30 protein-coding genes and 1 pseudogene are annotated in these 26,108 nt (G+C 68.5%); 8 read left to right on the top strand and 23 right to left on the bottom strand.

Annotation, left to right across the window (positions count from 1 at the left end):
- Window positions 1–511 precede the first annotated feature (511 nt).
- From BIU95_RS18700 to BIU95_RS10535, 4 genes are all read right to left on the bottom strand, one after another.
- Window positions 512–925 (bottom strand): hypothetical protein, encoded by a 414-nt coding sequence (locus BIU95_RS18700; RefSeq protein WP_175470750.1) that lies wholly within the window; start codon window positions 923–925, stop codon window positions 512–514.
- A gap of 51 nt (window positions 926–976) precedes the next feature.
- Window positions 977–1,591 (bottom strand): hypothetical protein, encoded by a 615-nt coding sequence (locus BIU95_RS18250; protein WP_139179744.1) that lies wholly within the window; start codon window positions 1,589–1,591, stop codon window positions 977–979.
- Between the two features lie 259 nt (window positions 1,592–1,850).
- Window positions 1,851–2,390 (bottom strand): hypothetical protein, encoded by a 540-nt coding sequence (locus tag BIU95_RS18245; protein WP_139179743.1) that lies wholly within the window; start codon window positions 2,388–2,390, stop codon window positions 1,851–1,853.
- Window positions 2,391–2,614: 224 nt separating this feature from the next.
- The gene (locus tag BIU95_RS10535; RefSeq protein WP_071251643.1) at window positions 2,615–3,025 is read right to left on the bottom strand and encodes a hypothetical protein; all 411 of its coding nucleotides are present in this window, start codon (window positions 3,023–3,025) and stop codon (window positions 2,615–2,617) included.
- 415 nt (window positions 3,026–3,440) lie between these two features.
- On the opposite strand from BIU95_RS10535, the gene BIU95_RS18240 reads away from it, so the two are divergent.
- Window positions 3,441–4,313 (top strand): hypothetical protein, encoded by an 873-nt coding sequence (locus BIU95_RS18240; protein ID WP_139179742.1) that lies wholly within the window; start codon window positions 3,441–3,443, stop codon window positions 4,311–4,313.
- Here BIU95_RS18240 and BIU95_RS10530 read toward each other — a convergent pair.
- Entirely contained in the window at window positions 4,310–4,831 is a 522-nt protein-coding gene (locus BIU95_RS10530; protein WP_302846965.1) for a DNA-processing protein DprA, read from the bottom strand. The genes BIU95_RS18240 and BIU95_RS10530 overlap by 4 nt on opposite strands.
- The gene (locus BIU95_RS10525) at window positions 4,794–5,732 is read right to left on the bottom strand and encodes a DUF4393 domain-containing protein (protein ID WP_083389334.1); all 939 of its coding nucleotides are present in this window, start codon (window positions 5,730–5,732) and stop codon (window positions 4,794–4,796) included. Before BIU95_RS10525 ends, BIU95_RS10530 begins: the two co-directional genes overlap by 38 nt.
- A gap of 461 nt (window positions 5,733–6,193) precedes the next feature.
- Between BIU95_RS10525 and BIU95_RS18695 the strand changes: the two genes are divergently transcribed.
- Window positions 6,194–6,385: a hypothetical protein gene (locus BIU95_RS18695; protein ID WP_071251640.1), complete on the top strand. Its 192-nt coding sequence runs from the start codon at window positions 6,194–6,196 to the stop codon at window positions 6,383–6,385.
- Window positions 6,386–6,462: 77 nt separating this feature from the next.
- On the opposite strand, the pseudogene BIU95_RS17755 reads toward BIU95_RS18695, so the two are convergent.
- The 9 genes and pseudogenes from BIU95_RS17755 to rplS all read right to left on the bottom strand — a co-directional run.
- A pseudogene (locus tag BIU95_RS17755) lies at window positions 6,463–6,672 on the bottom strand (site-specific integrase); the annotation flags it as partial.
- 61 nt (window positions 6,673–6,733) lie between these two features.
- On the bottom strand, window positions 6,734–7,969 hold the full coding sequence (gene dprA, locus BIU95_RS10515; RefSeq protein WP_071251649.1) for a DNA-processing protein DprA: 1,236 nt from the start codon (window positions 7,967–7,969) through the stop codon (window positions 6,734–6,736).
- Window positions 7,969–9,492, bottom strand: a complete 1,524-nt coding sequence (locus BIU95_RS10510) for a YifB family Mg chelatase-like AAA ATPase (protein WP_083389332.1) — start codon at window positions 9,490–9,492, stop codon at window positions 7,969–7,971. Before BIU95_RS10510 ends, dprA begins: the two co-directional genes overlap by 1 nt.
- Window positions 9,489–9,878 carry a YraN family protein gene (locus BIU95_RS10505; RefSeq protein ID WP_042539661.1) on the bottom strand — a complete coding sequence of 130 codons (390 nt, stop codon included), beginning with the start codon at window positions 9,876–9,878 and terminating at the stop codon, window positions 9,489–9,491. Before BIU95_RS10505 ends, BIU95_RS10510 begins: the two co-directional genes overlap by 4 nt.
- A 151-nt stretch (window positions 9,879–10,029) precedes the next feature.
- Window positions 10,030–10,380, bottom strand: a complete 351-nt coding sequence (locus BIU95_RS10500; protein WP_056068961.1) for an Lsr2 family protein — start codon at window positions 10,378–10,380, stop codon at window positions 10,030–10,032.
- Between the two features lie 114 nt (window positions 10,381–10,494).
- Window positions 10,495–10,818, bottom strand: a complete 324-nt coding sequence (locus BIU95_RS10495; RefSeq protein ID WP_017888251.1) for a DUF2469 family protein — start codon at window positions 10,816–10,818, stop codon at window positions 10,495–10,497.
- A 12-nt stretch (window positions 10,819–10,830) separates the two neighbouring features.
- Window positions 10,831–11,571 (bottom strand): ribonuclease HII, encoded by a 741-nt coding sequence (locus BIU95_RS10490; RefSeq protein WP_056068963.1) that lies wholly within the window; start codon window positions 11,569–11,571, stop codon window positions 10,831–10,833.
- Entirely contained in the window at window positions 11,568–12,311 is a 744-nt protein-coding gene (gene lepB, locus BIU95_RS10485) for a signal peptidase I (RefSeq protein WP_017888253.1), read from the bottom strand. Before lepB ends, BIU95_RS10490 begins: the two co-directional genes overlap by 4 nt.
- A 123-nt stretch (window positions 12,312–12,434) precedes the next feature.
- A complete protein-coding gene (gene rplS, locus BIU95_RS10480) occupies window positions 12,435–12,791 on the bottom strand; it encodes a 50S ribosomal protein L19 (protein WP_017888254.1) in 357 nt (118 codons plus the stop codon).
- Window positions 12,792–12,959: 168 nt separating this feature from the next.
- On the opposite strand from rplS, the gene map reads away from it, so the two are divergent.
- On the top strand, window positions 12,960–13,742 hold the full coding sequence (map, locus tag BIU95_RS10475; protein WP_017888255.1) for a type I methionyl aminopeptidase: 783 nt from the start codon (window positions 12,960–12,962) through the stop codon (window positions 13,740–13,742).
- Between the two features lie 170 nt (window positions 13,743–13,912).
- Here the strand turns inward: map and trmD are convergent, their stop codons facing one another.
- The 5 genes from trmD to BIU95_RS10450 all read right to left on the bottom strand — a co-directional run bounded on the left by trmD (window position 13,913) and on the right by BIU95_RS10450 (window position 18,129).
- The gene (trmD, locus tag BIU95_RS10470; RefSeq protein WP_017888256.1) at window positions 13,913–14,605 is read right to left on the bottom strand and encodes a tRNA (guanosine(37)-N1)-methyltransferase TrmD; all 693 of its coding nucleotides are present in this window, start codon (window positions 14,603–14,605) and stop codon (window positions 13,913–13,915) included.
- 5 nt (window positions 14,606–14,610) lie between these two features.
- Window positions 14,611–15,156, bottom strand: coding sequence for a ribosome maturation factor RimM (gene rimM, locus BIU95_RS10465; protein WP_017888257.1), 546 nt, complete (start codon window positions 15,154–15,156; stop codon window positions 14,611–14,613).
- Between the two features lie 19 nt (window positions 15,157–15,175).
- Complete coding sequence (locus tag BIU95_RS10460) at window positions 15,176–15,412, bottom strand: RNA-binding protein (RefSeq protein WP_017888258.1); 237 nt, start codon at window positions 15,410–15,412, stop codon at window positions 15,176–15,178.
- A gap of 3 nt (window positions 15,413–15,415) precedes the next feature.
- Window positions 15,416–15,829 carry a 30S ribosomal protein S16 gene (gene rpsP / locus BIU95_RS10455; protein WP_017888259.1) on the bottom strand — a complete coding sequence of 138 codons (414 nt, stop codon included), beginning with the start codon at window positions 15,827–15,829 and terminating at the stop codon, window positions 15,416–15,418.
- A gap of 164 nt (window positions 15,830–15,993) precedes the next feature.
- Complete coding sequence (locus BIU95_RS10450) at window positions 15,994–18,129, bottom strand: FAD-dependent oxidoreductase (RefSeq protein WP_071251639.1); 2,136 nt, start codon at window positions 18,127–18,129, stop codon at window positions 15,994–15,996.
- Window positions 18,130–18,200: 71 nt separating this feature from the next.
- Here BIU95_RS10450 and BIU95_RS10445 point away from each other — a divergent pair, with 71 nt between their 5' ends.
- On the top strand, window positions 18,201–19,340 hold the full coding sequence (locus BIU95_RS10445; RefSeq protein ID WP_175470751.1) for a glutamate--cysteine ligase: 1,140 nt from the start codon (window positions 18,201–18,203) through the stop codon (window positions 19,338–19,340).
- Window positions 19,341–19,554: 214 nt separating this feature from the next.
- Here the strand turns inward: BIU95_RS10445 and ffh are convergent, their stop codons facing one another.
- Both ffh and BIU95_RS10435 read right to left on the bottom strand, forming a co-directional pair.
- Window positions 19,555–21,105, bottom strand: a complete 1,551-nt coding sequence (ffh, locus tag BIU95_RS10440) for a signal recognition particle protein (protein ID WP_017888263.1) — start codon at window positions 21,103–21,105, stop codon at window positions 19,555–19,557.
- Between the two features lie 44 nt (window positions 21,106–21,149).
- Window positions 21,150–21,800, bottom strand: a complete 651-nt coding sequence (locus tag BIU95_RS10435) for a hypothetical protein (RefSeq protein WP_083389331.1) — start codon at window positions 21,798–21,800, stop codon at window positions 21,150–21,152.
- 84 nt (window positions 21,801–21,884) lie between these two features.
- Between BIU95_RS10435 and lipB the strand changes: the two genes are divergently transcribed.
- Both lipB and lipA read left to right on the top strand, forming a co-directional pair.
- Window positions 21,885–22,616 (top strand): lipoyl(octanoyl) transferase LipB, encoded by a 732-nt coding sequence (gene lipB, locus BIU95_RS10430; RefSeq protein WP_056069167.1) that lies wholly within the window; start codon window positions 21,885–21,887, stop codon window positions 22,614–22,616.
- Window positions 22,613–23,596, top strand: coding sequence for a lipoyl synthase (gene lipA / locus BIU95_RS10425; RefSeq protein ID WP_071251638.1), 984 nt, complete (start codon window positions 22,613–22,615; stop codon window positions 23,594–23,596). The genes lipB and lipA overlap by 4 nt, the downstream gene beginning before the upstream one ends.
- Before the next feature lie 79 nt (window positions 23,597–23,675).
- Here the strand turns inward: lipA and BIU95_RS10420 are convergent, their stop codons facing one another.
- Window positions 23,676–24,701, bottom strand: a complete 1,026-nt coding sequence (locus tag BIU95_RS10420; protein WP_017888267.1) for a TerC family protein — start codon at window positions 24,699–24,701, stop codon at window positions 23,676–23,678.
- A 217-nt stretch (window positions 24,702–24,918) separates the two neighbouring features.
- Between BIU95_RS10420 and ftsY the strand changes: the two genes are divergently transcribed.
- Together ftsY and BIU95_RS18690 are read left to right on the top strand one after the other, a co-directional pair.
- Complete coding sequence (gene ftsY / locus BIU95_RS10415) at window positions 24,919–25,788, top strand: signal recognition particle-docking protein FtsY (protein ID WP_017888268.1); 870 nt, start codon at window positions 24,919–24,921, stop codon at window positions 25,786–25,788.
- A gap of 107 nt (window positions 25,789–25,895) precedes the next feature.
- Window positions 25,896–26,054 (top strand): hypothetical protein, encoded by a 159-nt coding sequence (locus BIU95_RS18690; RefSeq protein ID WP_017888269.1) that lies wholly within the window; start codon window positions 25,896–25,898, stop codon window positions 26,052–26,054.
- Window positions 26,055–26,108 lie beyond the last annotated feature (54 nt).

Raw genomic sequence — 26,108 nt, 5'->3', positions numbered from 1 at the left:
ACTAATCCCAGGGCCATTCGGCCACGCACGCTTCAATCCCCCCCCCCCCCCCCCCCCCCTGACAGGCTCTGAGCGCGCTGCGCGCGGATTGTCAGGGCCTTTCGCCGTTCCGGAAGTGACAGAGCGGCGACGGTCCGCTGTCGAATCGCAGGCGCTCCCTGCCGTGACAGGCCACAACGCTGTAGGTCGGCCGCACTCTCCCGAGGGGAACGAACTCAATCTTCCACTGCACCATGCGCCAGCCAGGCGATGTGGCATCCGGACGGTGACGACCAGAAGATCACCGCCCATCCCTCTCGGGTACGCGCCGCTCGCAGTCACTCGCGGACGTCCTCGGCCTGCGCCGCCTTCGCTCGTGTACGGCTGGGCACGAGCACGAGCAAGCCCGCGCCGGTCGGCCGTCCGGCTGGTATGGCTCGACTCAATTTGAGGACGGGAGTTCTGCCTTCGAGGCGGTCTGCGCCGGGAACGGATTGTCCTTGAACCAGCCCGCCGCTTCCCTGCCAGTCGCTCATTCCGCGAGATGCTTGTTAACGCTGTTGACCGTCCCTGTCAGACCCTTGACGTTCTTCTCGCTATACGAATGCTTTCCCCATACTTGCACGAGCCCCGCCAGCTCCTTGTGCGCAGACGCTATCCATTCGGCGATCGGCAGCTCTCTTTTGGTGATCTCTAGGCGCAACCCCACAGTCGCCGCGTAGATCGCCTGCAGCGCTCGGAGACAATCTGCGTCTCGCTGTTCAATCTCCTCGTGCAGAAGAAGTGGCTCCACGGCCGCACGAAAACTCTCACCTACTTGCAATGCAACCTTCCTCTGCCTAGCGCGTCGATCGCGCCGTGCACTAAGATTCTGGACCAAGAGCGATGCAGCACCTCCCATCAGTGCTCCGACAAGACCCGTAACAAAACTTCCCCACTCGAACATCGGAAGACTCCAGCATTTCTAGATTGCGTCCGTACCCGGCGATTCCGGAAACTACCTCGTGATTTCACGCACCGTGATGTCATCGGGGCCATTGCCACGACCACCGCGGCTCAACTTCAGGAGGTGCTCACCGTCTGGGCGCCGGAACACGAACCACCAAGCGTGATTACCCTTCCCCTGCCGCCGTAACACCAGACGCAAATCACCCAGCACCCAAGCACCTTCGACTTTCGCGCGTTCCCATCCGCTTACAAGATCGCGGATCAATTGGAGCGGAACCTCCGCCGGCTCTAGGCGTAGAACTTTCGGGGCGCCTGGGACGGGAGCGCCGAGCTGTGCGTACTCCGGTGGGAAGTTGTCCGGTTCATCCTCAACAATCGCGTCGCTAGTATCGCTCTCAACCGCTGTTGCGTAGCTCCTCTCGATTACCCTAGAGAGACGACCCTCAGAAGCAGCTGATGTGCGTCGTTGATTAAAGTAGATCGCGCCGGCGACGAAAACTGCGAGGATGGTAACGCCAACCCCGGCGACGCCGATCCACTCGACAAAGCCATCGGCGTAGAGGAAGGCGAGCACCACGAAAAGGACGACGACGAGGACGCCGACGATCAGCAACCACCATTCGCCGCGAGATATTGGCTCTTCAGTCCCCTGAGTGTCTGTCACAAAAGGACCATAGCGCCTTCGTGCGTGAGGCTGCGCGAGCACCGCTTGCGATCGCGGCGCGGTGGAGGGGCCGGACTAAGGTGCCGGCCCGGGTATCGGCGCTTCGTGTGCTCACGGAGACCCGGAAGGGGCCCTTCAAGGTTGACACGGTCGCCGCTTCGCCCCCGGACGCAGTCTTCGTGAGGCGCGGCAAATCCGACAGGTGCCCCCCCCCCCCCTCGCAGCACGGGGCTCGGTGAGGGTGAATGCGGTTCTTCACCTAGATAGGCGCTATCAAGCCACCCGACTCGACTACTCGTTGCCCAAGGTGAGTGATCTCGACGCCCTCAGTGTCAACATGCACCATGTGCCGCTCATGGAACCCGGGCAGGGTCCGGCTGAGATTTTTCCGCATTTTCAAGGGCAGCCAGCCTGAAAGCTCTGATCGAGACACTCTGCGGCCGACCCAATAAAGTAGGACGAGGCAATGCTCGCTGGCAGGGACGGTTTTGAGTAATCGCGGGAATCCACCGAACTCCTGAATCATCGGAACCTCTCGTGTCACGATGGCTTCGATGAGTTCTTGCGCATCGGCGGCGGGCATACTGTGAAATTCTCTCACCAGTTCAGCCAGCACCCAGCTCATCGTCGAGACGATGAGAGTCGCATCTTGAAGATTCGGATCGATAGTGTCTCGAAGATGGGCGGTGTTACGCCTATTTCGAATATCGTAGATAAGCCGCAGGGTACGTGGGATGTGGAACCACATCGTATCCGAAGACGATGTCGCGTTCTCGGCGGCTCGGATCGTCGCTTCCATTGCGAAGGTGTTTGATCCGAGGGGTGTGATGTTGCCCGTGGTCGCCAATTCGACGATGCGTCCGACTCCCTCTGAGAACCTCCCGCCGTCGATGGCCTATGGGCGATAGTCGCCGAGGTGAAAGCGACGTTTCGCGTCCTCGAAAGAGTCTAGAACCTCCGTCACGAGTGAGGCTGGCACGCCTCCGGCCAATAAGCCAGTCTCGACGCGAGCTCGTGCGCTCGTCACGCGGATTCACTTGCGGAGTCAGTAGTCATGCTCGAGACCCAAGTCTTGAACAGCTCCCGCGCGCCACCCTTCATCTTAAGGACACGCTTGCTTGCCGGGCCGGACGTAGTCAGGCCTTCGATGGACCCCATGTAGGTCCCGAAGTTTTTCTTGTCGAGACATTTGAGGCGTTCGCATTCCACTCGCACGATGGTTGTGTCAAGCGCCGTCCTATCGAAGACAAAGTCGTAGGCAACGGCCAGCGCGAAAGCTACCGCCTTCATTTGTGCGGGCTTGCTGGCGGCTAGCTTGTGCGCCTTCACATTGAGATGCAATTGGCCCTCCGAGAGGTAGAACAGAGCCTCTAGCTCTTCGCGGCCGACCTCCGACTCCTCAGCGAACTTGCTCCACAGATCATCCTCGCTCATGGAAGTGGGTGCGTCAGGGCTGGGGTCAGAGGCTTTCCCGCCCACTGGGGACAGAGCCTGCGCCACAGGTGCCGACTGCTCGGGCGTAGGAACGCTCGGCGTGGCGGGGGCAACTGCTCCTCAGGTGATTTCGACGGCCAGCAAGAAAGCTGTCTGCTGAAGTTCCTGCGGGACTCCAGACTGCTCTACGGCCTTCCACGCAGTCGTCAAAATCTGCTCAGCGTCCAACGTGGGCTCCGTTCCCTGACTCACGGTCGGATTCTCGCCCGCGAGCCGCTGCAAGGCGCGGCGACGCGCCGGGCTCTGCGGTTGAAGCCGTTGGCACTTCTACGCGGAGCGTGCCATGCCGACATGTCAGCGTGGCGGGACCGGGGCGAGCGCTGAGGCTGCTTGACTTGCGCTCAGGAGGACAGGCATGACGGATCACTGGCGACCTCTCGGCGCAATGGATGACGACGAGAACCTGGACGGCCCTCACGAAGGGGTACCGACGTGGCTAGAGCATTCGCTGTGGGACTGGATCGATGGATTCTTCAGCGTTACGGAGTGGTCCGGTACCTACCAGTTCGACAACTTCAATGCCGAACTCGCTCGACGAGTCGAGCGGATGTGCCGAGTGTCGATCCCTTACTCGGGGTCCGAGGGTAGTTTGGGCAGGCTCGCGGTGCACCGGTCCTTCGTTGAAGAGTCGCTTCGTCTTCGCCTTGTTGACTACCTTTTGGCCTTCGAAGCGACGCCGGACGAGCAAAATCAGCTGAACCTCATCCTTTACGAGGCTGGATCTGTCTGGACCACCGGCGCGCGATCTGGTTCGCAGGGACTTCTGCGCCGGGTCGACGAAAGCTTGGCGGACGCTGTCTCCGAGGCGGTCCGGCAGGGGCACGCTGGACAGAGACTTGCAAAAGCGTGGAACTCGGCGTTCGGACTGCACCCGAACCCCTCGATGGCGTACTCGCTGGCGATCAAGGCGATCGAGGATGCTGCTAAGCCGGTTGTCACTCCAAACGACGCCGGTGCGACGCTTGGTCGTATCAACGGTCAGATCAGTGCCGATCCGCGCTGGACTCTGCCTTTTCAGCGAGCAGACTCGAGGTACACAAGCAACGACGCCCTCGCTGCGATCCTACGAACAATATGGGCCGGTCAAGTTGACCGCCACGGAGGCGACGTGGAACCTGGTGAGCAGGAGCCGGTGGCCGTGACGCCCGGAGCCGCAGAGGCGACAGTTGTACTCGCCGTAGCAATCGTTCATCTGTTCACTACCGGCGCGGTGGCTAAAGCCGGTTAGAGGTTGTCCCCCTCCAAGCAGTTGCGCGTCCAGCTCATGGTTTGCATTTCAACTCGGGACGCATAGGGCTTGCACCGAGTGGCGAGGAAAGGCCACCGTGTCGGTCGCGTCCCCGGTGCCGACTCGGCGAGCAACGCTCCCTGCCGCGCCACGTTGTGGAGCAGCTGCGCGTTCCCCACCGGGTAGAGCTGGTCGATGCCACCGGCCAGGACGGCGACCGTGGGCGTCCCGGCGGCGACGGCGACACGGTGCGCCACCGCGTCGATGCCGTAGGCACCCCCGCTCACGATGAGGAATCCCGCGTCCGCCGCGGTCGAGGTGATCTCCGCCGCGGCCTCGGCACCGGCCACCGTGTTCGCCCGGGACCCCACGACGCCCAGCGCCGGCATCCCGTCGCCGAGGCGTGCACCCGTGCTGCGCGTCCAGAGGACCACCGGGGTGTGCGGCCCGAGGTCGTCCATCGCGGGCGGCCACCCGTCGCTAGGGCGTACCGCTTCCCATGCCGACGGACGTAGCAAACTGGTGCCCGAACGCGGTCGCTCCAAGCACTCCTTTGTTCACGTCGAGAGCTACGGTCGTGATCCCTCTCGCAGCCAGCCGGGACCACTCGGCGCCTTCACGCAAAGACTTCACCGCCGACTGAGCAAGTGCCTTCTCGGGTCGGTCATCGACCCACGCGTACGAATCTGGCGCGCTCAGGTGCCGGTCGTAGCTCACGTCGACCAGCCCGAGCCGCGACCAGTTGTCGACGAACGTGTCGAGCTGTGCGTGCAGTGAGATCGCTCCATCATCGTCACGGAGGTCGATCACGTGACGCAGGAGCGTTTGATGCCCCTGCATGTTGTCGAACTCGGCGCGGAACTCGACCATGCCAGTCATCCAACCGGCCCGAACTGCGAGCAGCGGCGGCAACAACCGAGCTTCCTCTGAGGTCAGCTGCCGAATGACTTCGACGAAGGATGGGTGGGCGGAATCTGCGATGCGATCGTCGGAAGCCCGAGCAAGCAACTCTAAGTAGAGCTGCTTGAGCTCTGGTTCGTCCAACGAGTAGCCAAGCCCCTCCACGACCGGTCCGGCGATGATCGCTTTCGGCGTCTGCAGATTTTCCTCGGGGATGTCCTCGATCACCGCACCGAAGTCCTTCGCAAACTCCGTCTGGAAGTACTCCTGCTGGACGCCGAGAATTTTGGAGATGGGTTTCATGATGGCGAGACCCCACTGCTCCTTCACGGCGAGCTTGCGGCCCCGAATCTCCGCCGCCTTCTTGAAGCCAGGAGTTTCCTTGGCCGCTTCGACGATCGCCATCTGCTCGGCTTTCCTCACATCACGCCCAACCTTGGCGGTCTCGCTCCCAGCTTTCACCATCTCCCCCGCTGCCTTCGCTGCCATCCCTGCCGCCACACCCTCGAGACCTGTCATGAGGGCGAGACTAACGCGAGAGTAGTTCTGGGTGCCACTAAAGCCGTGCGATCCTCATGCAGCTGCTGCCGTGCAGAAGACACATACGAGATCCCCGCAACGCTCCACTCAGGAGAGCGACGAGTCGCGCGCGAACGGATTGCGGCGAGGCCGCATCGACGCCACGGGCGACGATGTCAGCCGGTGCGACAGGCGTTGAGATGGGAGCCGACGAAGGCATTGGGCACACTCCTACGAGTTGTGCCCCTGTCTGGCTCGGGTGCGGCGATGGCTTCGCGTCTCTCCTGATTCAGTACCGGCTACCTGCGAGTGCAGGCCCCTGAGTTTCAAGCTCAGGCGGGTGTCCAGCCTGACCAGTGCGCCGAATGACGAAGGTTGTCGCCATCATCAGCGCATGGGTGAACGCCGCCGTGATCGCTACTTGCCACCTGAGCTAGCCAACCCGCTCTCCCTCGACGACGATGCGCGCGGCACCGACGCGGCGGGCGCTGGCCGCGGAACTCGCCGTCCGCCGTCGTGAGGTCAACCTCGCCGTCGACCGTCGCGATCTTCACGCCGAGCTCGATGAGCGTGACGAGGTCGCGAAGCAAGCGCAGGAGGCGGTCCTGATCGACCGCAACGACGACGTTGACGTTGCCGGCCGTATCGGGTGAGCTTCGCCGCCGTGATCGCCTCGAACGGGTGGACGGTGGCGGCACCGGAACTGGTCTTCACCTCGATGAAGGCGAGAGGACCGCCGGGCGATCGTCGACCGGGCGAGCCCCCGGTGGTCGGCGTCCCACAGCCAGTCGCGCAGGAGCTCGAGCTCGACGTCGGCGACGCGGTCGACCCCTCGGGTGTCCGCGAACGCCACGAGCTGCTCGAGGTCGTTGGCGTACGCGCGGAGGGTCTGCTCGCTGAGGCCCCGCGCGTGCCGCGCGTGTCCGAGGAAGGCGTGCACCGCCGCCTCGAGTCGATCGTCCGTCCGCGAAGCCACGACGTCAGCGTACGGCTGCAGACCGTCATGCCCGCCCCCACCCGCCGCCGCTCGGGACGACGAGCCCCTGCAGCTGCGCCAGCGCGAGCGCGTCGGCGACGTCCGCAGTCGACATCCCGGCTCGGCGGGCGATCTCGGCTTCGGGCAGCGCACGACGGCCGAGCGCGTCGAGGACCCGGACCACCTCGGGGTCCTGCCTGCCGGACAGCAACGGCTCGTCCGGCACCGCTCCCCCACAGGTCCCGGACACCGCACGGATCGCCGCGACCGGATCGCCGGGGTGCACGACGATCTCCGCCCGCCCCTGCGCGATGAGCCGGTGGCATCCGACCGACGCTGAGGACGCGAAGGCTCCGGGCACGGCGAACACCGGCCGCCCGAGCTGCGCGGCGTGGTGAGCGGTGTTGAGCGCCCCGGAGCGAGCACCGGCCTCGACCACCACCGTGACGTCGGCCAGCGCGGCGATCAGCCGGTTCCGAGCGAGGAAACGCCACCGCGTCGGTCGCGTCCCCGGTGCCGACTCGGCGAGCAGGGCGCCCTGCCGTGCCACGTTGTGGAGCAGCTGCGCGTTGCCCACCGGGTAGAGCTGGTCGATGCCACCGGCCAGGACCGCGATCGTGGGTGTTCCGGCAGCGACGGCCACGCGGTGCGCCACGGCGTCGATGCCGTAGGCGCCACCGCTGACGACGCGGAATCCGGCGTCCACCGCCGTCGAGGTGATCTCCGCGGTCGCCTCGGCACCGGCCACCGTGTTCGCCCGGGACCCCACGACCCCGAGCACCGGCGTCCCGTCGCCGAGGCGGACGCCGGGGCTGCGCGTCCACAGGACCACCGGGGCGTGCGGCCCGAGGTCGTCCAGCGACGAGGGCCACCCGTCGCTCTCCGGGACGAGCAGACCGGCGCCGACCGCACCGGCGGCCGCGAGGACGTCGCCCACCTCGACGCTGGCCAGCCGGGGCCGCCAGCGCTCCACCGCGGTCCGCAGCACCCCGAGCAGCACCGCGGGGTCCTCGGCTCCGGGGACCTCGGCCTCGACGCAGTCCCCCAGCAGCGCGTCGTGGTCGCCGTCCGCGGCGAGCAACACCCCACCGAGTGCGCGCTCCGGCCCGAGCCCGGCGAGGAGCTCGCCGGCGACGGAGTCCCCGGGTTCGACGATGGCCGACCACGCGACCCGTGCCGCGGCCTGCACCGGGTCGACCGCGGCGCCGCTGCGTCCCAGCAGGCGCGCCACGGTGTCGAGGAGCTCCGTGCCCGCCGGCATCACAGCGCGCTCCGCAGGGCCAGGGCACCCCGGATGTGCTCACCCGTGGGCCGGTCGACGGCATCGAGGTCGGCGAGCGTCCACGCCAGTCGCATCACGCGGTCCCAGCCGCGCATCGTCAGGGTGCCGAGGTCGAGTGCACGGTCGAGGTCCGCGGTCGACCCGGGTTCGATGCGCCCGTCGGCGCGGAGCCAGGTCCCGGTGACCTCGGCGTTGCGGGACCATCCCGTCCCGTGCAGCCGCTCCGCCATGCGGGCCCGCGCTGCCGCGACCGCTGCACGTGCGACCGCCGTGGTCGGCGTGCTGCCGTCCGCGGCGCGCATCCGCCCCGTCGTCACCCGGGGCACGAGCACGCGGATGTCCATGCGGTCGAGCAACGGCCCGGACATCCGCCCGAGGTACCGGCGAACGGTGCTCGGCGAGCACTCACAGGGTTGCCCGTGGGCACCACCGGCGTTCCCGCACGGGCAGGGGTTCGCCGCGAGGACGACCTGGCAGCGTGCGGGGAACTCGGCGGCGCCCGCCGCCCGGTGGACGGTGATCCGACCGGACTCGAGCGGTTGCCGGAGCGCGTCGAGCACGGCCCGGGGGAACTCCGGCGCCTCGTCGAGGAACAGGATGCCCCCGGTGGCGCGCGACACGGCCCCCGGACGCAGCACCCCCGACCCCCCGCCGATGAGCGAGACCGCCGAGGCGGAGTGGTGCGGGGCTTCCCACGGTGGCTTCGTGCTCCAGGACGCGGGGCCGAGTCCGGCGACGGACCGGACCGCGGCGACCTCGAGCGCGGTCTCGTCGTCCAGGTCCGGCAGCAGCCCGGGCAGCCGCTCGGCGAGCATCGTCTTGCCGGCACCCGGCGGCCCGAGCAGCAGCGCGTGGTGTCCCCCGGCCGCCGCCGCGATCACGGCTCGGACCCCGACCGGGTTCCCCACGACGTCGGACAGCTCGGCCACGGGACGCGGCACCGACGGGATCGGGACCGGCAGCACCGGGTCGACCTCGACCTCCGGCAGGAACGCCCCGGCGTCGATGGCCGCCGCCCGCAGCGAGTCCACACCCCGGACCCGCACACCGCTGACGACACGGGCCTCGGTCAGGTTGCCGACGGGCAGCACCACGCGGTCGACACCGGCGTCGCGCGCGGCGATGAGCATCGGGATCACCCCGGGGACCGGACGCACCCGACCGTCGAGGCCGAGCTCGCCGATGTACACGACACGCTCCGAGACCTCCGGCGCGAGTCCCGCGCCGGCGAGCACCGCCATCGCGATGGCCAGGTCGAACCCGGAACCGCGCTTCGGGATCGCAGCGGGGGTCAGGTTCACGGTGATCCGACGGGCGGGCAAGGGGCACCCCGCGTTCGCGGCCGCGGATCGCACGCGTTCCCGTGCCTCGCCCAACGAGGTGTCGGGCAGCCCGATGATGCTGAACGCCGGGAGCTGACTGGTGAGGTGGGCTTCGACTTCGATGCAGCGGCCGGTGACCCCCAGCAGCGCGACCGCGGCCGCGCGGCCGATGCCGGTCACAGCACGCCTGCCAGGTGTTCGACGACGATGCGGGGTCCGTCGACGTGGACCGCGACGACGTCCACGCGGACCGCACGTGCCGAGACCTCGGGATGCGCGTCGAACCACTCGGGGACGAGCCGACGCATCCGGGTGAGCTTCGCTGCGGTGATCGCCTCGAACGGGTGCCCGGTCGCCGCACCGGACCGGGTCTTCACCTCGATGAACGCGAGCGTGCAGGAATCCCACGCGACGATGTCGATCTCCCCACGCGCACATCGCCAGTTCCGTTCGAGGACACGGAATCCCCGAGCTTCGAGCCAGACCACCGCGCGTTCTTCACCGAATCGCCCGAGTCGGCCGTTCCGGAGCGACCGCCCCGGTGGGCGTTGCACCTGTTGTTCCATGTCGTTGCCTCCACGACAACGATCTCGGGAACGAACAGCCGCATCAGTGACGATGCAGAATCTGTGGAATCAGTGCGAGCAGATTGCCACTGTGGAGGAAAGAAGAAGGACCCGGGCGATCGAGATCACCCGGGTCCTGCTGCGGCGAGCGTCAGTGCGCTGCTGCGTACGCTTCCTGCACCTGCGTCGAGATACGACCACGGGACGAGACTTCGTACCCGTTCTCCTTGGCCCACTCGCGGATCTTGCCGAGCTCTTCCGAGTTGCCGCGCTTGGGTGCGGACTTCGGGGCGGAACCGCCACCGGTCCGACGACCGGAGACCTTGCGCGCCGCGGCGACGTAATCGGAGATCGCCTCGCGGAACTTGTCGACGTTGTCGTTCGACAGGTCGATCTCGTACGACGAGCCGTCGAACGCGAATTCGACCGTCCGGCCTTCACCGGTGGTGATGGGGGAATCGTCGAGGTCGTCGACGAGCTGGACGGTGACCTTCTGTGCCATGGGGTGCTCCTGTTCGTGGGGCGGTTAAATCGCCATCAGAATAGCGCGAACAATTCCATGGCGCTTCGGATCACCGGCGATTCACCGAGAAAGCAGCAGAATGAAAAGCGACGATCACTCGTCGAGTGCGAGTTCCTTCGGCAGTTCGAGTTCCCGCGTCGTGAGCTCCTCGACATTCACGTCCTTGAACGTGAGCACGCGGACACCCTTGACGAACCGGTCGGAACGGTAGACGTCCCAGACCCAGACGTCGTTCATGGTCAGTTCGAAGTAGAAGTCGTGCTCCGTGTCACGGCGCACGAGTTCGACCTCGTTCGCCAAGTAGAAACGGCGCTCCGTCTCGACCACGTAACGGAACTGCGAGACCACGTCTCGGTACTCGCGGTACAGGGCCAGCTCGACCTCGCGGTCGTAGTCGTCGAATTCGTCCTCATCCATTGCGCCCACAGTCTACGGCGACGGACGCCCGAGCGGAGGACCGGTCAGGGCCGCGGGGGCGTCGAGTTCGTCGAACCCGTCCAGCGCGACGCTCGAGGCCTGGTGCAGCCACGACTTCCGGTGCAGGGTGTGCGCCCCGACCGTCCGGATCGCGTCGTAGTGCGCCGTCGACCCGTACCCCTTGTTCGACACCCAGCCGTAGTGCGGAGCGTCGTCGTGCGCCGTGATCATGACGGCGTCACGCGCGACCTTGGCCACCACGGACGCCGCGGCCACCGAGGCGCAGTCGCGGTCGGCCTTGACCCGCACGACGACCTCGAGCGGTTCCGTCGCCGGCCGGAGGGATGCGGGGATGGCCCTGCTCAACCAGTCGAACGAGCCGTCGAGCACGACCACTGCGCCGTCGAGGGACACCCCGTCTGCGACCAGGGAACCGAGCGCCTGCGCCCCGGCAGCACCGAGGGCGGGGACGATGCCCTGCTGGTCGACGAACTCCGCCGAGGCCATGCCGACCGCTGTCCGCGCCCAACGCTGCACGACGGGCACCAGGTCGGTCCGGCGCGCTTCGGAGAGCAGCTTCGAGTCGGCGAGCCCCTGGGGCACACGTCCGATGTCGAGCGTCACCGCGGCCACTCCGACCCCGACCGGACCGGCGATGGCGCCACGGCCGACCTCGTCCATGCCGATCACGGTCACGCGGCCCTCGGCCAGCAGCCGTTTCTCGACCCGGAGCGACGGACGGACGGCGGTCACTCGTCGCGCTCCTCCACGCCGGCGAACACCTCGGGGTGGTCGTCGAGCCAGGTCCACCGGCTCGCCGGCCAGGAGATGACGAACGCGCGGCCGGTGACGTCGGACATCGGGACGAAGCCCTTCGACGGGGTGTCGCCGTTGTACCGGGAGTCCTTCGAGTCGTTCCGGTTGTCGCCCATCACCCAGATGGTGCCCTTCGGCACGGTCACCGAGAAGTCGGTCGCCGAGGCCGGGGCACCGGCGGGCAGCTTCAGGTACGGCTCCTTGATGGGGACGCCGTTGACGGACATCTGCCCGAGGTCGTTGCAGCACGACACCTTGTCACCCGGCAGTCCGATGACGCGCTTGATGAGGTGGTCGTCGCTGTCCCCCGTGCCGAGCCCGACCTGCGTCAGGGCCCAGTCGATGGCCTTGGCGGGCTGCGTGTCCGGCGTGACGTTCGGCACGTCGGAACCGGTGAGCCATCCGCCCGGGTCCTTGAAGACGACGACGTCCCCCCGCTTCAGCGCCACGGTTCCGGGAACGAGCTCGTTGACGATCACGCGGTCGTTGATCTGCAGCGTGTTCTCCATCGACGCCGACGGGATGTAGAACGACCGGATCAGGAACGTCTTCACCAGGAACGACACGAGGAGTGCCGCGATGAAGATGATGACGAGGTCGCGGAGGAATGTGAGGACACCGTTCCGTTGCTTCTCGGCACGTGGCCTGCGCCCCGAATCGTCTGTCGTGTCCGTCATTTCCGCTCTCGTTCGAACCGCTCGCTCTGCCGCAATGGGAAGAGCCCCCCGTCGATGCACAACCGTACATGGACGAGGGGCTCGCAGCGTCGTCCGGCTCGCGGACGTTCACTGTGAAGGCGATCAGGCGTCGCGCTTCTCCTTGATCTTGCGGCGAGCCGCCTTGCCGCGGAGCTCGCGCAGGTAGTAGAGCTTCGCACGACGGACGTCACCCTTGGTGACGATCTCGATGTGGTCGATGATCGGCGAGTGCACCGGGAACCAGCGCTCGACGCCGACCTGGAAGCTCACCTTGCGGACCTTGAAGGTCTCGCCGATGCCGTGGCCCTGACGGCCGATGACGACACCCTGGAAGACCTGGATACGCGAGCGCGTGCCTTCGATGATGTTGACGTGCACCTTGATGGTGTCGCCGGGACGGAAGTCCGGGACGTCGGTCCGCAGCGATGCTGCGTCGACGTTGTCGAGGAGCTGGCTCATGGTGGGTTTCACTCTCTGCGGACGCACACGGGTCGCCGCGGATAGAAGGTTCGGAAAGTGGTGGTGCGTGCCCGGTGTCGGCGACTCCCCCGTGGCAGAGTCCAGCCAGGGCACAGCGTTCAATACTGCCACAGAGAGCGCGCGAGGCAAAACGACGAGGATGGACCCATGATCGAACTCCGCACCCCCGCCGAGCTGGACGGCCTGCGTGTCGCCGGCCGGTTCGTCGCCGACGTGCTCGACGAACTGCTCGAGACGGTCGACGTCGGCGTGAACCTGCTCGACCTCGACCGCGTCGCGGCCCGGATGATCGCCGAGCGCGGGGCCGAGAGCTGCTACGTCGACTACCACCCGTCGTTCGGGATGTCGCCGTTCGGCAAGAACCTCTGCACGTCGGTCAACGACGCCGCCCTGCACGGCCTGCCGCACGACTACGCGCTGCAGGACGGCGACCTGGTGAGCCTGGACTTCGCCGCGAGCGTCGACGGTTGGGTCGCGGACTCCGCCGTCAGCGTCCAGGTCGGGACGCCGCGTGCCGAGGACCAGGCCCTGATCGCCACCGTCGAGCGGGCGCTGGCGGCCGGCATCGCCCAGGCCGCCCCCGGCAACAAGCTCGGCGACGTCTCGCACGCCATCGGACACGTCGCGCACCAGGCCGGTCACGACGTCAACCTGCAGTTCGGCGGGCACGGCGTCGGCCGCACGATGCACGGGGACCCGCACGTGCCGAACGACGGCCGTCCGGGCCGCGGGCTCAAGCTCCGGCCGGGGCTGGTCGTCGCCATCGAACCGTGGCTCATGCAGACGACCGACGAGCTCTCCCAGGACGACGACGGCTGGACCCTGCGCAGCGTCGACGGCTCGCGCGCTGCGCACGTCGAGCACACCGTGGCGGTCACCGAGGCCGGACCCGAGGTCCTGACCCTGCGTCGCGCCCAGCGCGACCAGTAGCGGGCCTGGAAGCGCGGCACCAGCTGGCACCGCGCCTCCAGTCCGTCATGCGTCGCCCCCACCCCACCGAGGCGACAGATCTCGCAGGCCACGGACCGTCAGAACAGCGAAAGCGACAGATGTCCGCGGATGTTCCGCGGACGTCTGTCGCTTTCCCAGGACGGGTCGCGCTACGCGTCGGGCAGCAGGTCCGGACGGACGCGCCGCGTCCGCTCCAGCTGCTGCTCGTGCCGCCAGGCACCGACGCGGGCGTGGTGCCCGCTGAGCAGGACGTCGGGGACGTCCAGGCCGCGCCACGACGCGGGCTTGGTGTACGAGGGGTACTCGAGCAGACCGTCCTCGTGGGACTCCTCGACCAGTGACTCGGGGTTGCCGACCACGCCGGGGACCAGTCGACCGACGGCCTCGATGATCGCCATCGCGGCGACCTCGCCACCGTTCAGCACGTAGTCACCGAGGGAGAGCTCGACGACGGTGGCGCGCGATGACGCCCACTCGAAGACGCGGGCGTCGATGCCCTCGTACCGCCCGCAGGCGAACACGAGGTGGTCCGACGTCGACGCGAGCGAGCGCGCGATCGACTGCGTGAAGGGGGTGCCGGCCGGCGTCGGGACCACCAGGGTCGACGAGCCGTCGGGGCGGAAGAGCGCTTCGAGCGCCTGCGCCCACGGTTCCGGCTTCATCACCATGCCAGCGCCACCGCCGTACGGGGTGTCGTCGACGGTGCGGTGCCGGTCGGTGGTCCACGACCGCAGGTCGTGCACGTGCAGGTCGAGCAGGCCGCCGGAGCGCGCCTTGCCGAGCAGGGACACGTCCAGCACGGAGAAGAACTCCGGGAAGATCGTGACGATGTCGATCCGCACGGCAGCTAGTCCGTGACCGTCTCGGGGCGCGAGGTGTCCTCGGGGTCCTCGAACAGGCCCTGCGGCGGCGTGACCGTGACCGTGCCGGCAGCGATGTCGACCGCGGGCACGATCGCGGAGACGAACGGCACGAGGACCTCGCCGCGGGACGGCGTGTCGATCGCGAGCAGGTCCTGCGCGGGCATGTGGTCCACACGGGCGACGGTGCCGACCTCGGCGCCGTCGCGCAGGACCTTCAGCCCGACGAGCTGGTGGTCGTACCAGGCGTCGTCCTCACCGGTCTCGGCGTCGGCGTCCTGCTCGACCCAGAGGATGATGCGCGCCAGGGACTCGGCGCCGGTGCGGTCGTCGATCCCGGCGAAGAACGCGACGGGGTGACCGTTGTACCAGCGGAGTTCGTCCAGCTCGAGGGTCTTGCCCGACCACGGAGAGTCGTCGGGGACCTGGAGCGTGAAGGTGGCGCCCGGGGTGAACCGACGATCCGGGTCGTCGGTGTAGAGCTCGAGCTTGATGCCGCCCTTGAGCCCGTGCGCCTTCGTGATTCGACCCACCCGGAGCTGGGTCGTCTCCCTAGGAATCGGTGTCCACCACGTCGACCCGCACGCGCTTGCCGTCGGCCAGGGCCGTGACGAGGGTGCGGAGCGCCTTGGCGGTGCGCCCGGCGCGTCCGATCACGCGGCCGAGGTCCTCGGGGTGCACACGCACCTCGAGGACCTCGCCGCGTGGGGAGGTGGAGCTGGCGACGCGCACGTCGTCAGGGTGATCGACGATCCCCTTGACGAGGTGCGTCAGCGCGGATTCGAGCAAGGACTACGCCTCGGTCGTCTCGTCGGCGGTCTCGGCGTCGTCGGCCTTGGCGGCGGGAGCCGTCTTCTCCGACTTCGGCTTGAGGACGGCCTTCTTCGAGGAGTCGACCTGGAAGGCCTGCTTCGGCTCGGCGACCTTGACCTTGGACTCGGTGTCCTTCTCGCCCTTGAACTTGGCCCAGTCGCCGGTCAGCTTGAGGAGGGCCGCGACCTGCTCGGTCGGCTGCGCGCCGACGCCGAGCCAGTAGAGCGCACGCTCGGACTCGATCTTGATGACCGAGGGCTCCTCGGTGGGGTGGTACTGACCGATCTCCTCGAGGACACGACCATCGCGCTTGGTGCGCGAGTCGGCGACGACGATGCGGTAGTAGGGCGCACGGATCTTACCGAGACGCTTCAGACGGATCTTGACAGCCACAATTGCTCCTGTTTGCTTTCGTTGTGGTTGAACTGGAACCGCGGGCGTGGGGGCACACACGGCGAAAGCTCGAGAGAGATCGCTCACAGCTGGATAGAGGGTCGAGCTGCGGCGATTCGACCGTTCATTCTTGCAGATTCCCGGCCGTGATGCGAGCCGACTCGCTACGGGGCGAGGCGCCGCACCGCTTCGAGGGCTTCGGACGTCGCCCGGACCGCGTCCACGCTCCGTGCGTCCCGCGCGCCGCCGACGACGGCGTACGGCACGCCGGCGGCCTGGAGGCCCGTGGCGAGTCCGTCGGGAGCGTCACCCTCGGCGTCGCTCGCCCGCTCCTGCCCGGCGCAGACCACGACGGTGTCCGCCGGCACGCCGACCTCGTCCCCGTGCTCGTCGCGGATCCAGAGCACCGCGGGTTCGATGCGCAGGTACTCCTGCACGCCGCCGACCATCCGCACGCCGGCGTCGCGCAGCCGACCGATCGCGACCCACCGCGAGGTGATGCCGATCCCGTGGCCGAACTTGCCCGATCGGCGGAGCACCGTCACGTCCGGCCCCGGTCGGGTGGTGCGCGGTGCCGCGGGGAGCCGCTGCGGGACGTCGCCGACGAGTTCTTCGGACACGTCGAGGTCCCAGCGCGCCGCGAACCCGGCGGCCCGGACGGCCTCGTCGGGCGACTCGGTCAGGAACGCCGCGGTGTCCACCCCGATGCCGCCGCCGCCGATGATCGCGACGGTGCCCTCGGGGACGCCGTCCCGCAGCGCCCGCTCGTAGGACAGCACGTGCGGCAGGTCGCTGCCGGGGACGTCGATGCTCCGCGGGACCACCCCGGCCGCGAGGACGACGGCGTCGCTGTCGACGAGGTCCCGAGCCGTGGCCGGGCGTCCGAGGTGGATGGTCGCGCCCCGCTCCTCGAGCTCCGTGCGGGCGGACCGCACCGTGGCGGCGTAGTCCTCCTTCCCCGGGACGAGTGCGGCGAGGCCGAACTGGCCGCCGAGACGGTCGGACGCCTCCCAGAGGGTGACGTCGTGGCCGCGGCGTGCGGCGTCCACCGCCGCGGCGAGCCCGGCCGGACCGCCGCCGACGACGTCGACGCGCTTCGGGTCGGCCGTCGGGCGTGCGGGGAACGCGACCTCGCGGCCGGCGCGGGGGTTCACCAGGCACGACACCGGTGCGCCGATGATCGACCGGTCGAGGCACGCCTGGTTGCAGCCGATGCAGGTGTTCACGAGGGCGAACCGGCCGGCCAGGGAGCGGTCGACGAGTGCGGGATCGGCCAGGAACGGTCGGGCGAGTGCGACGGCGTCGAGCAGGCCGTCGGCGAGCACCGCCTCGCCGTCCCGCAGGTCCGTCATCCGGTTCGAGGCGATCACGCGGACGTGCGGGTGCGGGGACGCGCGCACCACCCCGGCGATCCGGGACGCGTACGCCAGCCAGGCCCCGTGCGGCACCGCGGCCTGCACCGTCGGGGTGCGGGACTCGTGCCAGCCGATGCCGACCGAGATGCCGTCGAGCCCGAGCGGCAGCAGGTCGTGCACGAGTGCGTCGACCTCGTCGTCGGTCGAGGAGCCGGGCATCAGGTCGGCGCCGGACAGCCGGATCGTCACGGCGAGGTCCGGGACGGCGGTGCGCACGGCCCGGACGACCTCGATCGCGAACCGCCGACGACGTGCTGCGTCGCCGCCCCACTCGTCGTCGCGCAGGTTCGTCAGCGGCGACTGGAACTGGTTGATCAGGTACCCCTCGGACGCCATGATCTCCACGCCGTCGAACCCGATCGCGCGGGCGGTGCGGGCAGCGACGGCGAAGTCCTCGATGGTCCGCTCGACCTCGGCCGACGTCAGCGCGGTCGGCACCACGCCCCGGGCGGCTGCCCACGGCAGGGCCGAGGGCGCCACGACGCGCTGCGGGTCCCCGTGCCGGTCGACCATCCCCGACGCCAGGGCGTACCGACCGGCGTGGAACAGCTGCGCCAGGATCGTCCCGCCCTCGTCGTGCACGGCCTGCACCGCGACCCGGAACCGCTCGTCGGCTCCCCCGACCCCGAACACCGCGAAGTCCGGACCACCGCGGGCCTCGTCGTTGACCGCGATGCCGCCGGTGATGATGCACGCGGCTCCGCCGGCCGCGCGCTCCCGGTAGAACGCGGCCATGCCGGCACCACCGTCGTCCTGCACCTCGAGCCCGGTGTGCATCGACCCCATCACCACCCGGTTCGGCAGGTGCAGGGGCCCGAGGGTCCAGGGTGACGCCACGCTCCGGAGCGACTCCGGGACGACTGGGGCGGAAGCGACGCTGCTCATGCGCCCATTCTGCGGGGTCCGTGCGACCGGCGGACGGATCGTTGTGCGTGTCCGACAACGTTCCGGGCAGGATGGACGGCATGGACATCCGCTTCACCGAGTCCCGCCCGTCGACCATCGGCGTCGAGTGGGAACTCCCGCTGGTCGACCTGTCGACCGGCGACCTCGCGCCACGCGCCCCCGCCGTCATCGCCGCCGTGCACGAGCGGCTCGGTGACCCCGACCGCGTCACCGAGGAGCTGCTGACCAACACGGTCGAAGTCGTGTCGAGCGTCCACGATCGGGTGGGTGCGGCGACGAGCGAGCTGTCCGGCATCATCGGCGAGGTCATCGACGCCGCCGAACCGCTCGACGCCCAGGTGATGTGCTCCGGCACGCACCCGTTCGCCGTCTGGGACCAGCAGGAGATCACCCCGGACAGCGAGCACTACACGACCCTGATCGACCGCACCCGCTGGTGGGGACGCCAGATGCTCATCTGGGGGGTGCACGTGCACGTCGGCATCGACGACCGCGACAAGGCGGTCCCGATCATGAACGCGATGCTCGCCTACGTTCCGCACCTGCAGGCGTTCACGGCGTCGAGCCCGTTCTGGGGCGGGACCGACACCGGGTACGCCTCGAACCGTGCGCTCATGTTCCAGCAGCTCCCGACCGGTGGACTCCCACCGCAGCTCGGTGCCTGGGCGAACTTCGAGGAGGTCGTGGGCGACCTCACGCACACCGGCGTCATCGACAGCGTGAAGGACCTGCGCTGGGACATCCGCCCCTCGCCCGGCTGGGGCACCCTGGAGAACCGCGTGTCCGACGGCATCTCGACCCTGCACGAGGTCGGTGCCGTCACCGCGCTGGTGCAGTGCCTGGTCACCGCGTGCTCGGACCGGCTCGACGCCGGTGAGACCCTGCCGACGATGCAGCCGTGGTTCATCCGCGAGAACAAGTGGCGCGCGGCCCGCTACGGCATGGAGGCCGAGATCATCACGAACGTCGCCGGTGACGAGCGGCTCGTGACCGACGAGGTGCACGACCTGGTGCAGCGGCTCGACCCGATCGCGGAGCGGCTCGGCTGCCAGGACGAACTGCACCACCTCGACACGATGATCGAGCGCGGCGCCTCGTACCAACGGCAGCTGCAGGTCGCGCGCGAGAACGGCGGCGACCTGCGCGCGGTGGTCCGCCACCTGGTCACGGAGTTCCGCGACGCGCTCTGAAGCACCCACTCAGACCGGGCGTACCCGGTCCAATCGGGCGTACCTGGACGTTCCTTCCGACCAGGTACGCCCGATTCAGGTTTCCACCGCGCGTGCGATGGGAAGGAACGTCGCGACGCGACCGGACGACGGACGGGCGCGCCCCGCGTGCCGCTGGCGCGCCACGCTGAGCGGAGCGCGCCCGTCCGTCAGGTGGTCGCGATCGCGAGCCGCGTCAGCGACCCAGGAACTTCTGCAGCGACGCGAGCTCTTCCTCGGTCGGCGCCTTGGAACCCTTGGCACCACCGAGGCCGAGGCCGGAGCCCTGCGGGGCCTGCTGCGGTGCAGCCGCGGCACCGGCCGCGAGGGCCGCGCGCTTGGCCGGGTTGCCGACCTTCGACTTCTTCTTGCCACCCTGCTGCTGCTTCTTGCCGCCGTGCATGCCCGGGATCGGACCCATGCCCGGCATCTGCGGCACGCCACCGCGGGCGACGGTCTTCATCATCTTGGCGGCCTGCTCGAACCGGTTCACCAGGGCGTTGACCTCGGTGACGGTCGATCCGGCGCCGCGCGCGATGCGCAGACGACGCGAACCGTTCAGCAGCTTCGGGAGCTCGCGCTCCTGGGGCGTCATCGACTGGATGATCGCCTCGGTGCGGACGATCTCGCGCTCGTCGAAGTTGTCGAGCGCCTCGCGCATGCCCTTGGCGCCCGGGAGCATGCCGAGCATGCCCTTGATGGAGCCGGCCTTGCGGAGCTGCTGCATCTGCTGCAGGAAGTCGTTCAGCGTGAAGTTGTCGGTCGCGATCTTGTCCGCGACCTTGCGCGCCTCTTCCTCGTCGAAGGCACCCTGCGCCTGCTCGATGAGGGACAGGATGTCGCCGAGGTCGAGGATCCGGCTCGCCATGCGGTCCGGGTGGAACGGCTCGAAGTCGTCGAGCGACTCACCCGTCGACGCGAACATGATCGGGCGGCCGGTCACGCTGGCCACCGACAGGGCAGCACCACCGCGGGCGTCACCGTCGAGCTTCGACAGGACGACACCGGTGAAGTCGACGCCTTCCTGGAACGCGCGGGCCGTGTTGACGGCGTCCTGACCGATCATCGCGTCGATGACGAACAGGACCTCGTCCGGGTCGACGGCCTTGCGGATGTTTGCGGCCTGCTTCATCAGCTCGGCGTCGACACCGAGACGACCGGCGGTGTCCACGATGACGGTGTCGTACTGCTGGTCGATCGCGGCCTTGATGGCGTTCTTGGCGACCTTGACCGGGTCGCCGACACCGTTGCCGGGCTCGGGCGCGAAGACGTGCACGCCGGCCTGCTCGCCGACGACCTGCAGCTGCTGCACGGCGTTCGGTCGCTGCAGGTCCGCCGCGACGAGCATCGGGGTGTGGCCGTCCTTCTTGAGCCACTTGCCGAGCTTGCCGGCCAGGGTCGTCTTACCGGCACCCTGCAGACCCGCGAGCATGATGACCGTCGGCGGCTTCTTCGCGAACTCGAGCCGTCGCTGCTGCCCGCCGAGGATGCCGACGAGTTCCTCGTTGACGATCTGGACGACCTGCTGCGCCGGGTTGAGCGCGCGGTTGACCTCGTCGGAGAGGGCACGCTCGCGCACCGAGGCGGTGAACGCCTTGACGACCTCGAGCGCGACGTCGGCGTCGAGGAGGGCCCGCCGGATCTCGCGGACGGTGCCGTCGACGTCGGACGGAGTCAGCCGACCCTTGCTCCGCAGATTGCGGAAGGTCTCGGTCAGCCGATCGGAGAGTGAGCCGAATTGCGCCATGATCCGTCGATTCTACAAGGCTCGCGCAGGCCGCACCGGTCCGTTCACCGCAGGAGGACACCCTCGGTCAGTTCGAGCGGTGCCCCGAGGCCCAGGTCGACGACCACCGGCGCGATCGACGGACTCCGGTCACCGGTCGGGAACCAGCGCCGGTCGGGCGACACCAGGATCACGAGGCCGTCCACGTCGCCGACCGCGGCGAAGGACTCCCCCGGCGGGTTCGCGTAGGGCTCGAGACCGGCGCGTCGCAGGGCATCGACGGCGCCGAGGACGTCGGGGACGGGGACGCCGACCTCGCTGATGGAGACGAGCGGGACGACCGTGTTCTCGCCCGCGTCTGCGGGCAGGTCCCGCCGCTCGATGAGCTCGAGGAGCTGCTCGTCGGGCCCCTCGAAGTAGACCGACCGCGAGTTCCAGTTCGGCGGCCCCTCGAACTCGTCCTGATCATCCGTACCGAGCACCGTCGTCAGTCCGGCGATCCAGGCCTTGGCCGCGTCGAACGTCCCGGTGGGGATCGTGATCGCCAGGTGCAGGGCTCCGGTCATCTCGGGCAGTTCACGGAACACGAGGAGCGACGACCCCACGACGACGCGCACCGCGGCGTCGACGATCTCGACCGGACACCCCAGCCGTTCGTAGAACCGGGCGGTGTCGTCGAGGGAACGGGTGGCGAGCTGTACCTGGCGGATGTCCATGTCCACATCGGAACATCTCAACCATAGTTGAGGTCAAGAGGATGGTTGTTGGACGCCGTCCAGAAACTGTCGTACAGTCGCCGCATGCCGGAACTCGAGATCGTGCACCACCCCGGGCTGCTCGACTACGCCGACGGTCTCGCTCTGCAGCGGGACCTGCACGCCGCCGTCGTCGCAGGCCGTTCCCCCGGAGCCCTCGTGCTGTGCGAGCACCCGTCCGTGTACACCGCCGGACGCCGCACCGAACCCTCCGACCTACCGACGAACGGTGCCCCCGTCGTCGACACCGACCGAGGCGGCCGCATCACCTGGCACGGCCCGGGGCAGCTCGTCGCCTACCCGATCGTCCGACTCGCCGAACCCCTCGACGTCGTCGCCTGGGTGCGCGACCTGGAGCAGGTCATCATCGACGCTGCTGCCGCCGTCGGAGTGCACGCCGAACGGGTCGCCGGGCGCAGCGGCGCATGGGTGCCGAGCGCGGACGGCTCCCCCGCCGCCAAGATCGGCGCCATCGGGCTGCACGTCGCCGAGGGCGTGACGAGCCACGGCATCGCGATCAACTGCGACAACGCCCTCGACGCCTACCGAGCGATCGTCCCGTGCGGCATCGCGGACGCCGGGGTCACGACGCTGAGCGCCGCCGCGGCGCACCTGGGGCTCGCTCCCGTGACCGTCGACGACCTCGCACCCCTGGTAGCGCACGGCGTCCAACAGGCCGTCGACGGCATGCACCGCGGCCACCGGATCAGCACGACAACCCCCAGCACCAGCACGAGTACCAGCACCGCGCCCGCCCGACAGGAGACCCTCGTATGACCCTCGCCCCCGAAGGCCGCCGCATGCTCCGGGTCGAGGCCCGGAACGCCGAGACCCCGATCGAGACGAAACCCGGGTGGATCAAGACCCGCGCCACGCAGGGCCCCGAGTTCCGCGAGCTGTCCGCCCTGGTCAAGGACCAGCAGCTGCACACCGTCTGCCAGGAGGCCGGCTGCCCGAACATCTTCGAGTGCTGGGAGGACCGCGAGGCGACGTTCCTGATCGGCGGATCGCAGTGCACCCGCCGCTGCGACTTCTGCCAGATCGACACCGGCAAGCCGGAACCGCTCGACCGCGACGAGCCCCGCCGGGTCGCGGACTCCGTCGTCTCGATGGGCCTGAAGTACGCGACGGTGACCGGCGTCGCACGGGACGACCTGCCCGACGGCGGCTCCTGGCTCTACGCCGAGACGATCCGGCAGATCCACGAGCACTCCCCCGGCACCGGCGTCGAGATCCTGGTGCCGGACTTCAACGGCCGGCCGGACCAGCTCGGCCAGGTGTTCGACGCCCGCCCCGAGGTCTTCGCGCACAACGTCGAGACCGTCCCGAGGATCTTCAAGCGGATCCGACCGGCGTTCACGTTCGAACGCTCCCTGGACGTCATCACCCAGGGCCGCGACGCCGGACTCGTCACGAAGTCGAACCTGATCCTCGGCATGGGCGAGGAGCGCATCGAGATCGAGGACGCCCTGCAGCGCCTGCACGACGCCGGCACGGACATCATCACGCTGACGCAGTACCTCCGCCCGTCGCCGCGGCACCTGCCGGTCGCGCGCTGGGTCAGCCCTGCGGAGTTCGTCGAGCTCCGCCAGCTCGCCGAGCAGATGGGCTTCGCGGGGGTCCTCGCCGGACCGCTGGTGCGGTCGTCGTACCGGGCGGGCCGGCTGTGGGCACGGGCGACGGTGGCGCGCGGCGGCTCGGTTCCCGAGCACCTGGCCCACCTGCTCGACGCGACCCCTGGTCGCCAGGCCGTCTGACGCTCCGGGCGACGCTCCGGACAGACGCCAGGCGCGGTGCCGGCTGGCACCGCGCCTGGCGTCCGTCAGGTGGTGACGACTACTTCGCGTCGGCTTCCACCGACTCCTTCGGCTCACCCGACGGGGTGAGCCCGCGCTCCTGGCGGCGCTTCGAGACCACGAGCGAGGCGATCGTCGCGACCGTGATCGTCAGGGCGATGAAGCCCAGCGAGAACCAGATCGGGATCTCCGGCGCCCACTCGATGTGCTCGCCACCGTTGATGAAGGGCAGCTCGTTGACGTGCATGGCGTGGAAGACGAGCTTCACACCGATGAACGCCAGGATGACGGCCAGGCCCTGACCCAGGTAGATGAGGCGCTCGAGCAGACCGGCGATCAGGAAGTACAGCTGCCGGAGCCCGAGGAGCGAGAACGCGTTCGCGGTGAACACGATGAAGGCGTCCTGCGTCAGCCCGAAGATCGCGGGGATGGAGTCGAGCGCGAACAGCACGTCGGTGAGGCCGATGGCGACCATGACGAGCAGCATCGGGGTGAACAGGCGCTTGCCGTCGACGCGGGTGGTCAGGCGGTCACCGTCGTAGTGGTCCGAGGTCGGGATGAAGCGCTTGAGGATCCGGATGAGCCGCGAATCGCCCTCGTTGCCGTGGTCGTTGCCGCTGCGGGCCTGCGACCAGGCGAGCCAGAACAGCAGCGCACCGAACAGGTAGAAGACCCACGAGAAGTTCTCGATGATCGTGACGCCGAGGGCGATGAACACACCGCGGGCGACGAGCGCGATCGCGACGCCGACCAGCAGGACCTTCTGCTGGAACTCCTTCGGCACGGCGAAGCTCGACATGATGATGAGGAAGACGAAGAGGTTGTCGACCGACAACGCCTTCTCGGTCAGCCAGCCGGCGAAGTACTCACCACCGGCCTGTCCGCCGCCGAACACCAGGATCCCGATGCCGAACAGGATGGCCAGGCCGATGTAGAAGGCCGACCAGAACGCGGATTCGCGGATGTGGGGCACGTGCGGCGTGCGCACGTGCGAGTAGAAGTCGAACACGAGCAGCGCGAGGATGCCGGCGATCGTGATGAGCCAGACGAAGAGTGGGACGTCCACGGTTTCCTTCAGGTAGGGCGTGCCACTGGTGTGCGGGTACGCCGAGGCCTGAAGGTCTCTTCCGTCGCCCCGCACCGGAACCGGTGCCGCACGACCGGCGCCCCGGGGCCGGATCGTTCCGGACCGTACTGACGGGGTCACCGAGAGGGAATACTCCCCTTCGTGTCCCCGAGCATACCGGGCACAGCGGACATGTGCCGCGCTCTAAGCTGGGAGCATGGCGAGTTCTTGGTCACTGTCCACCAGGCTGCGCGGCCTCTTCCAGCGCAAGACGATCGACGAGACCACGTGGGAGGACCTCGAGACCGCCCTGATCGGCGCCGACTTCGGCCCGGACATCTCCGAGGAGATCATCGAGGACCTGCACGCCCGCGTCGACCGGTACGGCACGACCGACCCCGCCGACCTGCAGCGCATGCTCCGCGAGGTCCTCGAGGAACGGCTCTCGAAGCTCGACACCACCCTGAAGCTCAGCGCGCGGCCCGCCGTGGTGCTCGTCGTCGGGGTGAACGGCGTCGGCAAGACCACGACGATCGGCAAGTTCGCCAAGTTCCTGAAGACCTACGACCGCACGGTGCTCGTCGGGGCGGCGGACACGTTCCGCGCCGCGGCGGTCGAGCAGGTCGCCACCTGGGCCCAGCGCGCCGGGGTCGACGTCGTCCGTCCGTCGCAGCCCGGGCAGGACCCCGCATCGGTGGCGTACCAGACCGTCGAGAAGGCGATCCGCGACCAGACCGAGATCGTCGTCATCGACACCGCCGGGCGCCTGCACACCAAGGCCGGGCTGATGGACGAGCTCACCAAGATCAAGCGCGTCGTCGAGAAGCAGACCGAGATCAGCGAGGTCCTGCTCGTCCTCGACGCGACGACCGGCCAGAACGGACTCGCCCAGGCCCAGGCCTTCATCGAGGGCGCCGGCGTGACCGGCCTCGTCATCACGAAGCTCGACGGCTCGGCCAAGGCCGGCTTCGTGCTCAGCGTGCAGGAGAAGACCGGCATCCCGATCAAGCTCATCGGGCAGGGCGAGGGCATCAACGACCTGACGGGCTTCACGCCGCACGTGTTCGTGCAGAACCTCGTCGGCTGAGCGGGCGCGGTCCCGCCGCACGAGCGAACGCGATGCGGCGCCGAGGAGTAGCGTCCCGTTCTGGTCCGGGCATCTGCTCGGTCTCGTTCCAGGGATAGGAGACCCTCATGCCCGCACTGCTGATCATCGCGATCATCGTCGGCCTCGTCCTGCTCTTCAGCGGCATCTTCGTCGGCGCCCTGAAGCTCCTGCTCTGGGTGGGCATCGTGCTCATCCTGCTCGGGATCATCGGCTGGCTGCTCCGGACGATCCGCGGTCGCGCGTAGCGACCCGGCGTCCTGTCCGGACGCACCTGACGGAACAGGAGGCGCGGTGCCAGC

It is taken from the genome of Curtobacterium sp. MCBA15_007, from assembly GCF_001864905.1.
Taxonomy (GTDB): Bacteria; Actinomycetota; Actinomycetes; order Actinomycetales; family Microbacteriaceae; genus Curtobacterium; species Curtobacterium poinsettiae.
Note: the sequence above shows the minus strand (reverse complement) of the source record. Positions and strands in the feature narration are given on the sequence as shown.

What these genes read in the sequence shown, in the direction of transcription:
- BIU95_RS18700 (WP_175470750.1), bottom strand. Translation starts at nt 925, where the DNA reads ATGTTCGAGTGGGGAAGTTTTGTTACGGGTCTTGTCGGAGCACTGATG.
- BIU95_RS18245 (WP_139179743.1), bottom strand. Translation starts at nt 2,390, where the DNA reads ATGGAAGCGACGATCCGAGCCGCCGAGAACGCGACATCGTCTTCGGAT.
- BIU95_RS10535 (WP_071251643.1), bottom strand. Translation starts at nt 3,025, where the DNA reads ATGAGCGAGGATGATCTGTGGAGCAAGTTCGCTGAGGAGTCGGAGGTC.
- BIU95_RS18240 (WP_139179742.1), top strand. Translation starts at nt 3,441, where the DNA reads ATGACGGATCACTGGCGACCTCTCGGCGCAATGGATGACGACGAGAAC.
- BIU95_RS10525 (WP_083389334.1), bottom strand. Translation starts at nt 5,732, where the DNA reads ATGACAGGTCTCGAGGGTGTGGCGGCAGGGATGGCAGCGAAGGCAGCG.
- BIU95_RS18695 (WP_071251640.1), top strand. Translation starts at nt 6,194, where the DNA reads ATGCGCGCGGCACCGACGCGGCGGGCGCTGGCCGCGGAACTCGCCGTC.
- dprA (WP_071251649.1), bottom strand. Translation starts at nt 7,969, where the DNA reads ATGCCGGCGGGCACGGAGCTCCTCGACACCGTGGCGCGCCTGCTGGGA.
- BIU95_RS10505 (WP_042539661.1), bottom strand. Translation starts at nt 9,878, where the DNA reads ATGGAACAACAGGTGCAACGCCCACCGGGGCGGTCGCTCCGGAACGGC.
- BIU95_RS10500 (WP_056068961.1), bottom strand. Translation starts at nt 10,380, where the DNA reads ATGGCACAGAAGGTCACCGTCCAGCTCGTCGACGACCTCGACGATTCC.
- BIU95_RS10495 (WP_017888251.1), bottom strand. Translation starts at nt 10,818, where the DNA reads ATGGATGAGGACGAATTCGACGACTACGACCGCGAGGTCGAGCTGGCC.
- lepB (WP_017888253.1), bottom strand. Translation starts at nt 12,311, where the DNA reads ATGACGGACACGACAGACGATTCGGGGCGCAGGCCACGTGCCGAGAAG.
- rplS (WP_017888254.1), bottom strand. Translation starts at nt 12,791, where the DNA reads ATGAGCCAGCTCCTCGACAACGTCGACGCAGCATCGCTGCGGACCGAC.
- map (WP_017888255.1), top strand. Translation starts at nt 12,960, where the DNA reads ATGATCGAACTCCGCACCCCCGCCGAGCTGGACGGCCTGCGTGTCGCC.
- BIU95_RS10450 (WP_071251639.1), bottom strand. Translation starts at nt 18,129, where the DNA reads ATGAGCAGCGTCGCTTCCGCCCCAGTCGTCCCGGAGTCGCTCCGGAGC.
- BIU95_RS10445 (WP_175470751.1), top strand. Translation starts at nt 18,201, where the DNA reads ATGGACGGCATGGACATCCGCTTCACCGAGTCCCGCCCGTCGACCATC.
- ffh (WP_017888263.1), bottom strand. Translation starts at nt 21,105, where the DNA reads ATGGCGCAATTCGGCTCACTCTCCGATCGGCTGACCGAGACCTTCCGC.
- BIU95_RS10435 (WP_083389331.1), bottom strand. Translation starts at nt 21,800, where the DNA reads ATGGACATCCGCCAGGTACAGCTCGCCACCCGTTCCCTCGACGACACC.
- lipB (WP_056069167.1), top strand. Translation starts at nt 21,885, where the DNA reads ATGCCGGAACTCGAGATCGTGCACCACCCCGGGCTGCTCGACTACGCC.
- lipA (WP_071251638.1), top strand. Translation starts at nt 22,613, where the DNA reads ATGACCCTCGCCCCCGAAGGCCGCCGCATGCTCCGGGTCGAGGCCCGG.
- ftsY (WP_017888268.1), top strand. Translation starts at nt 24,919, where the DNA reads ATGGCGAGTTCTTGGTCACTGTCCACCAGGCTGCGCGGCCTCTTCCAG.
- BIU95_RS18690 (WP_017888269.1), top strand. Translation starts at nt 25,896, where the DNA reads ATGCCCGCACTGCTGATCATCGCGATCATCGTCGGCCTCGTCCTGCTC.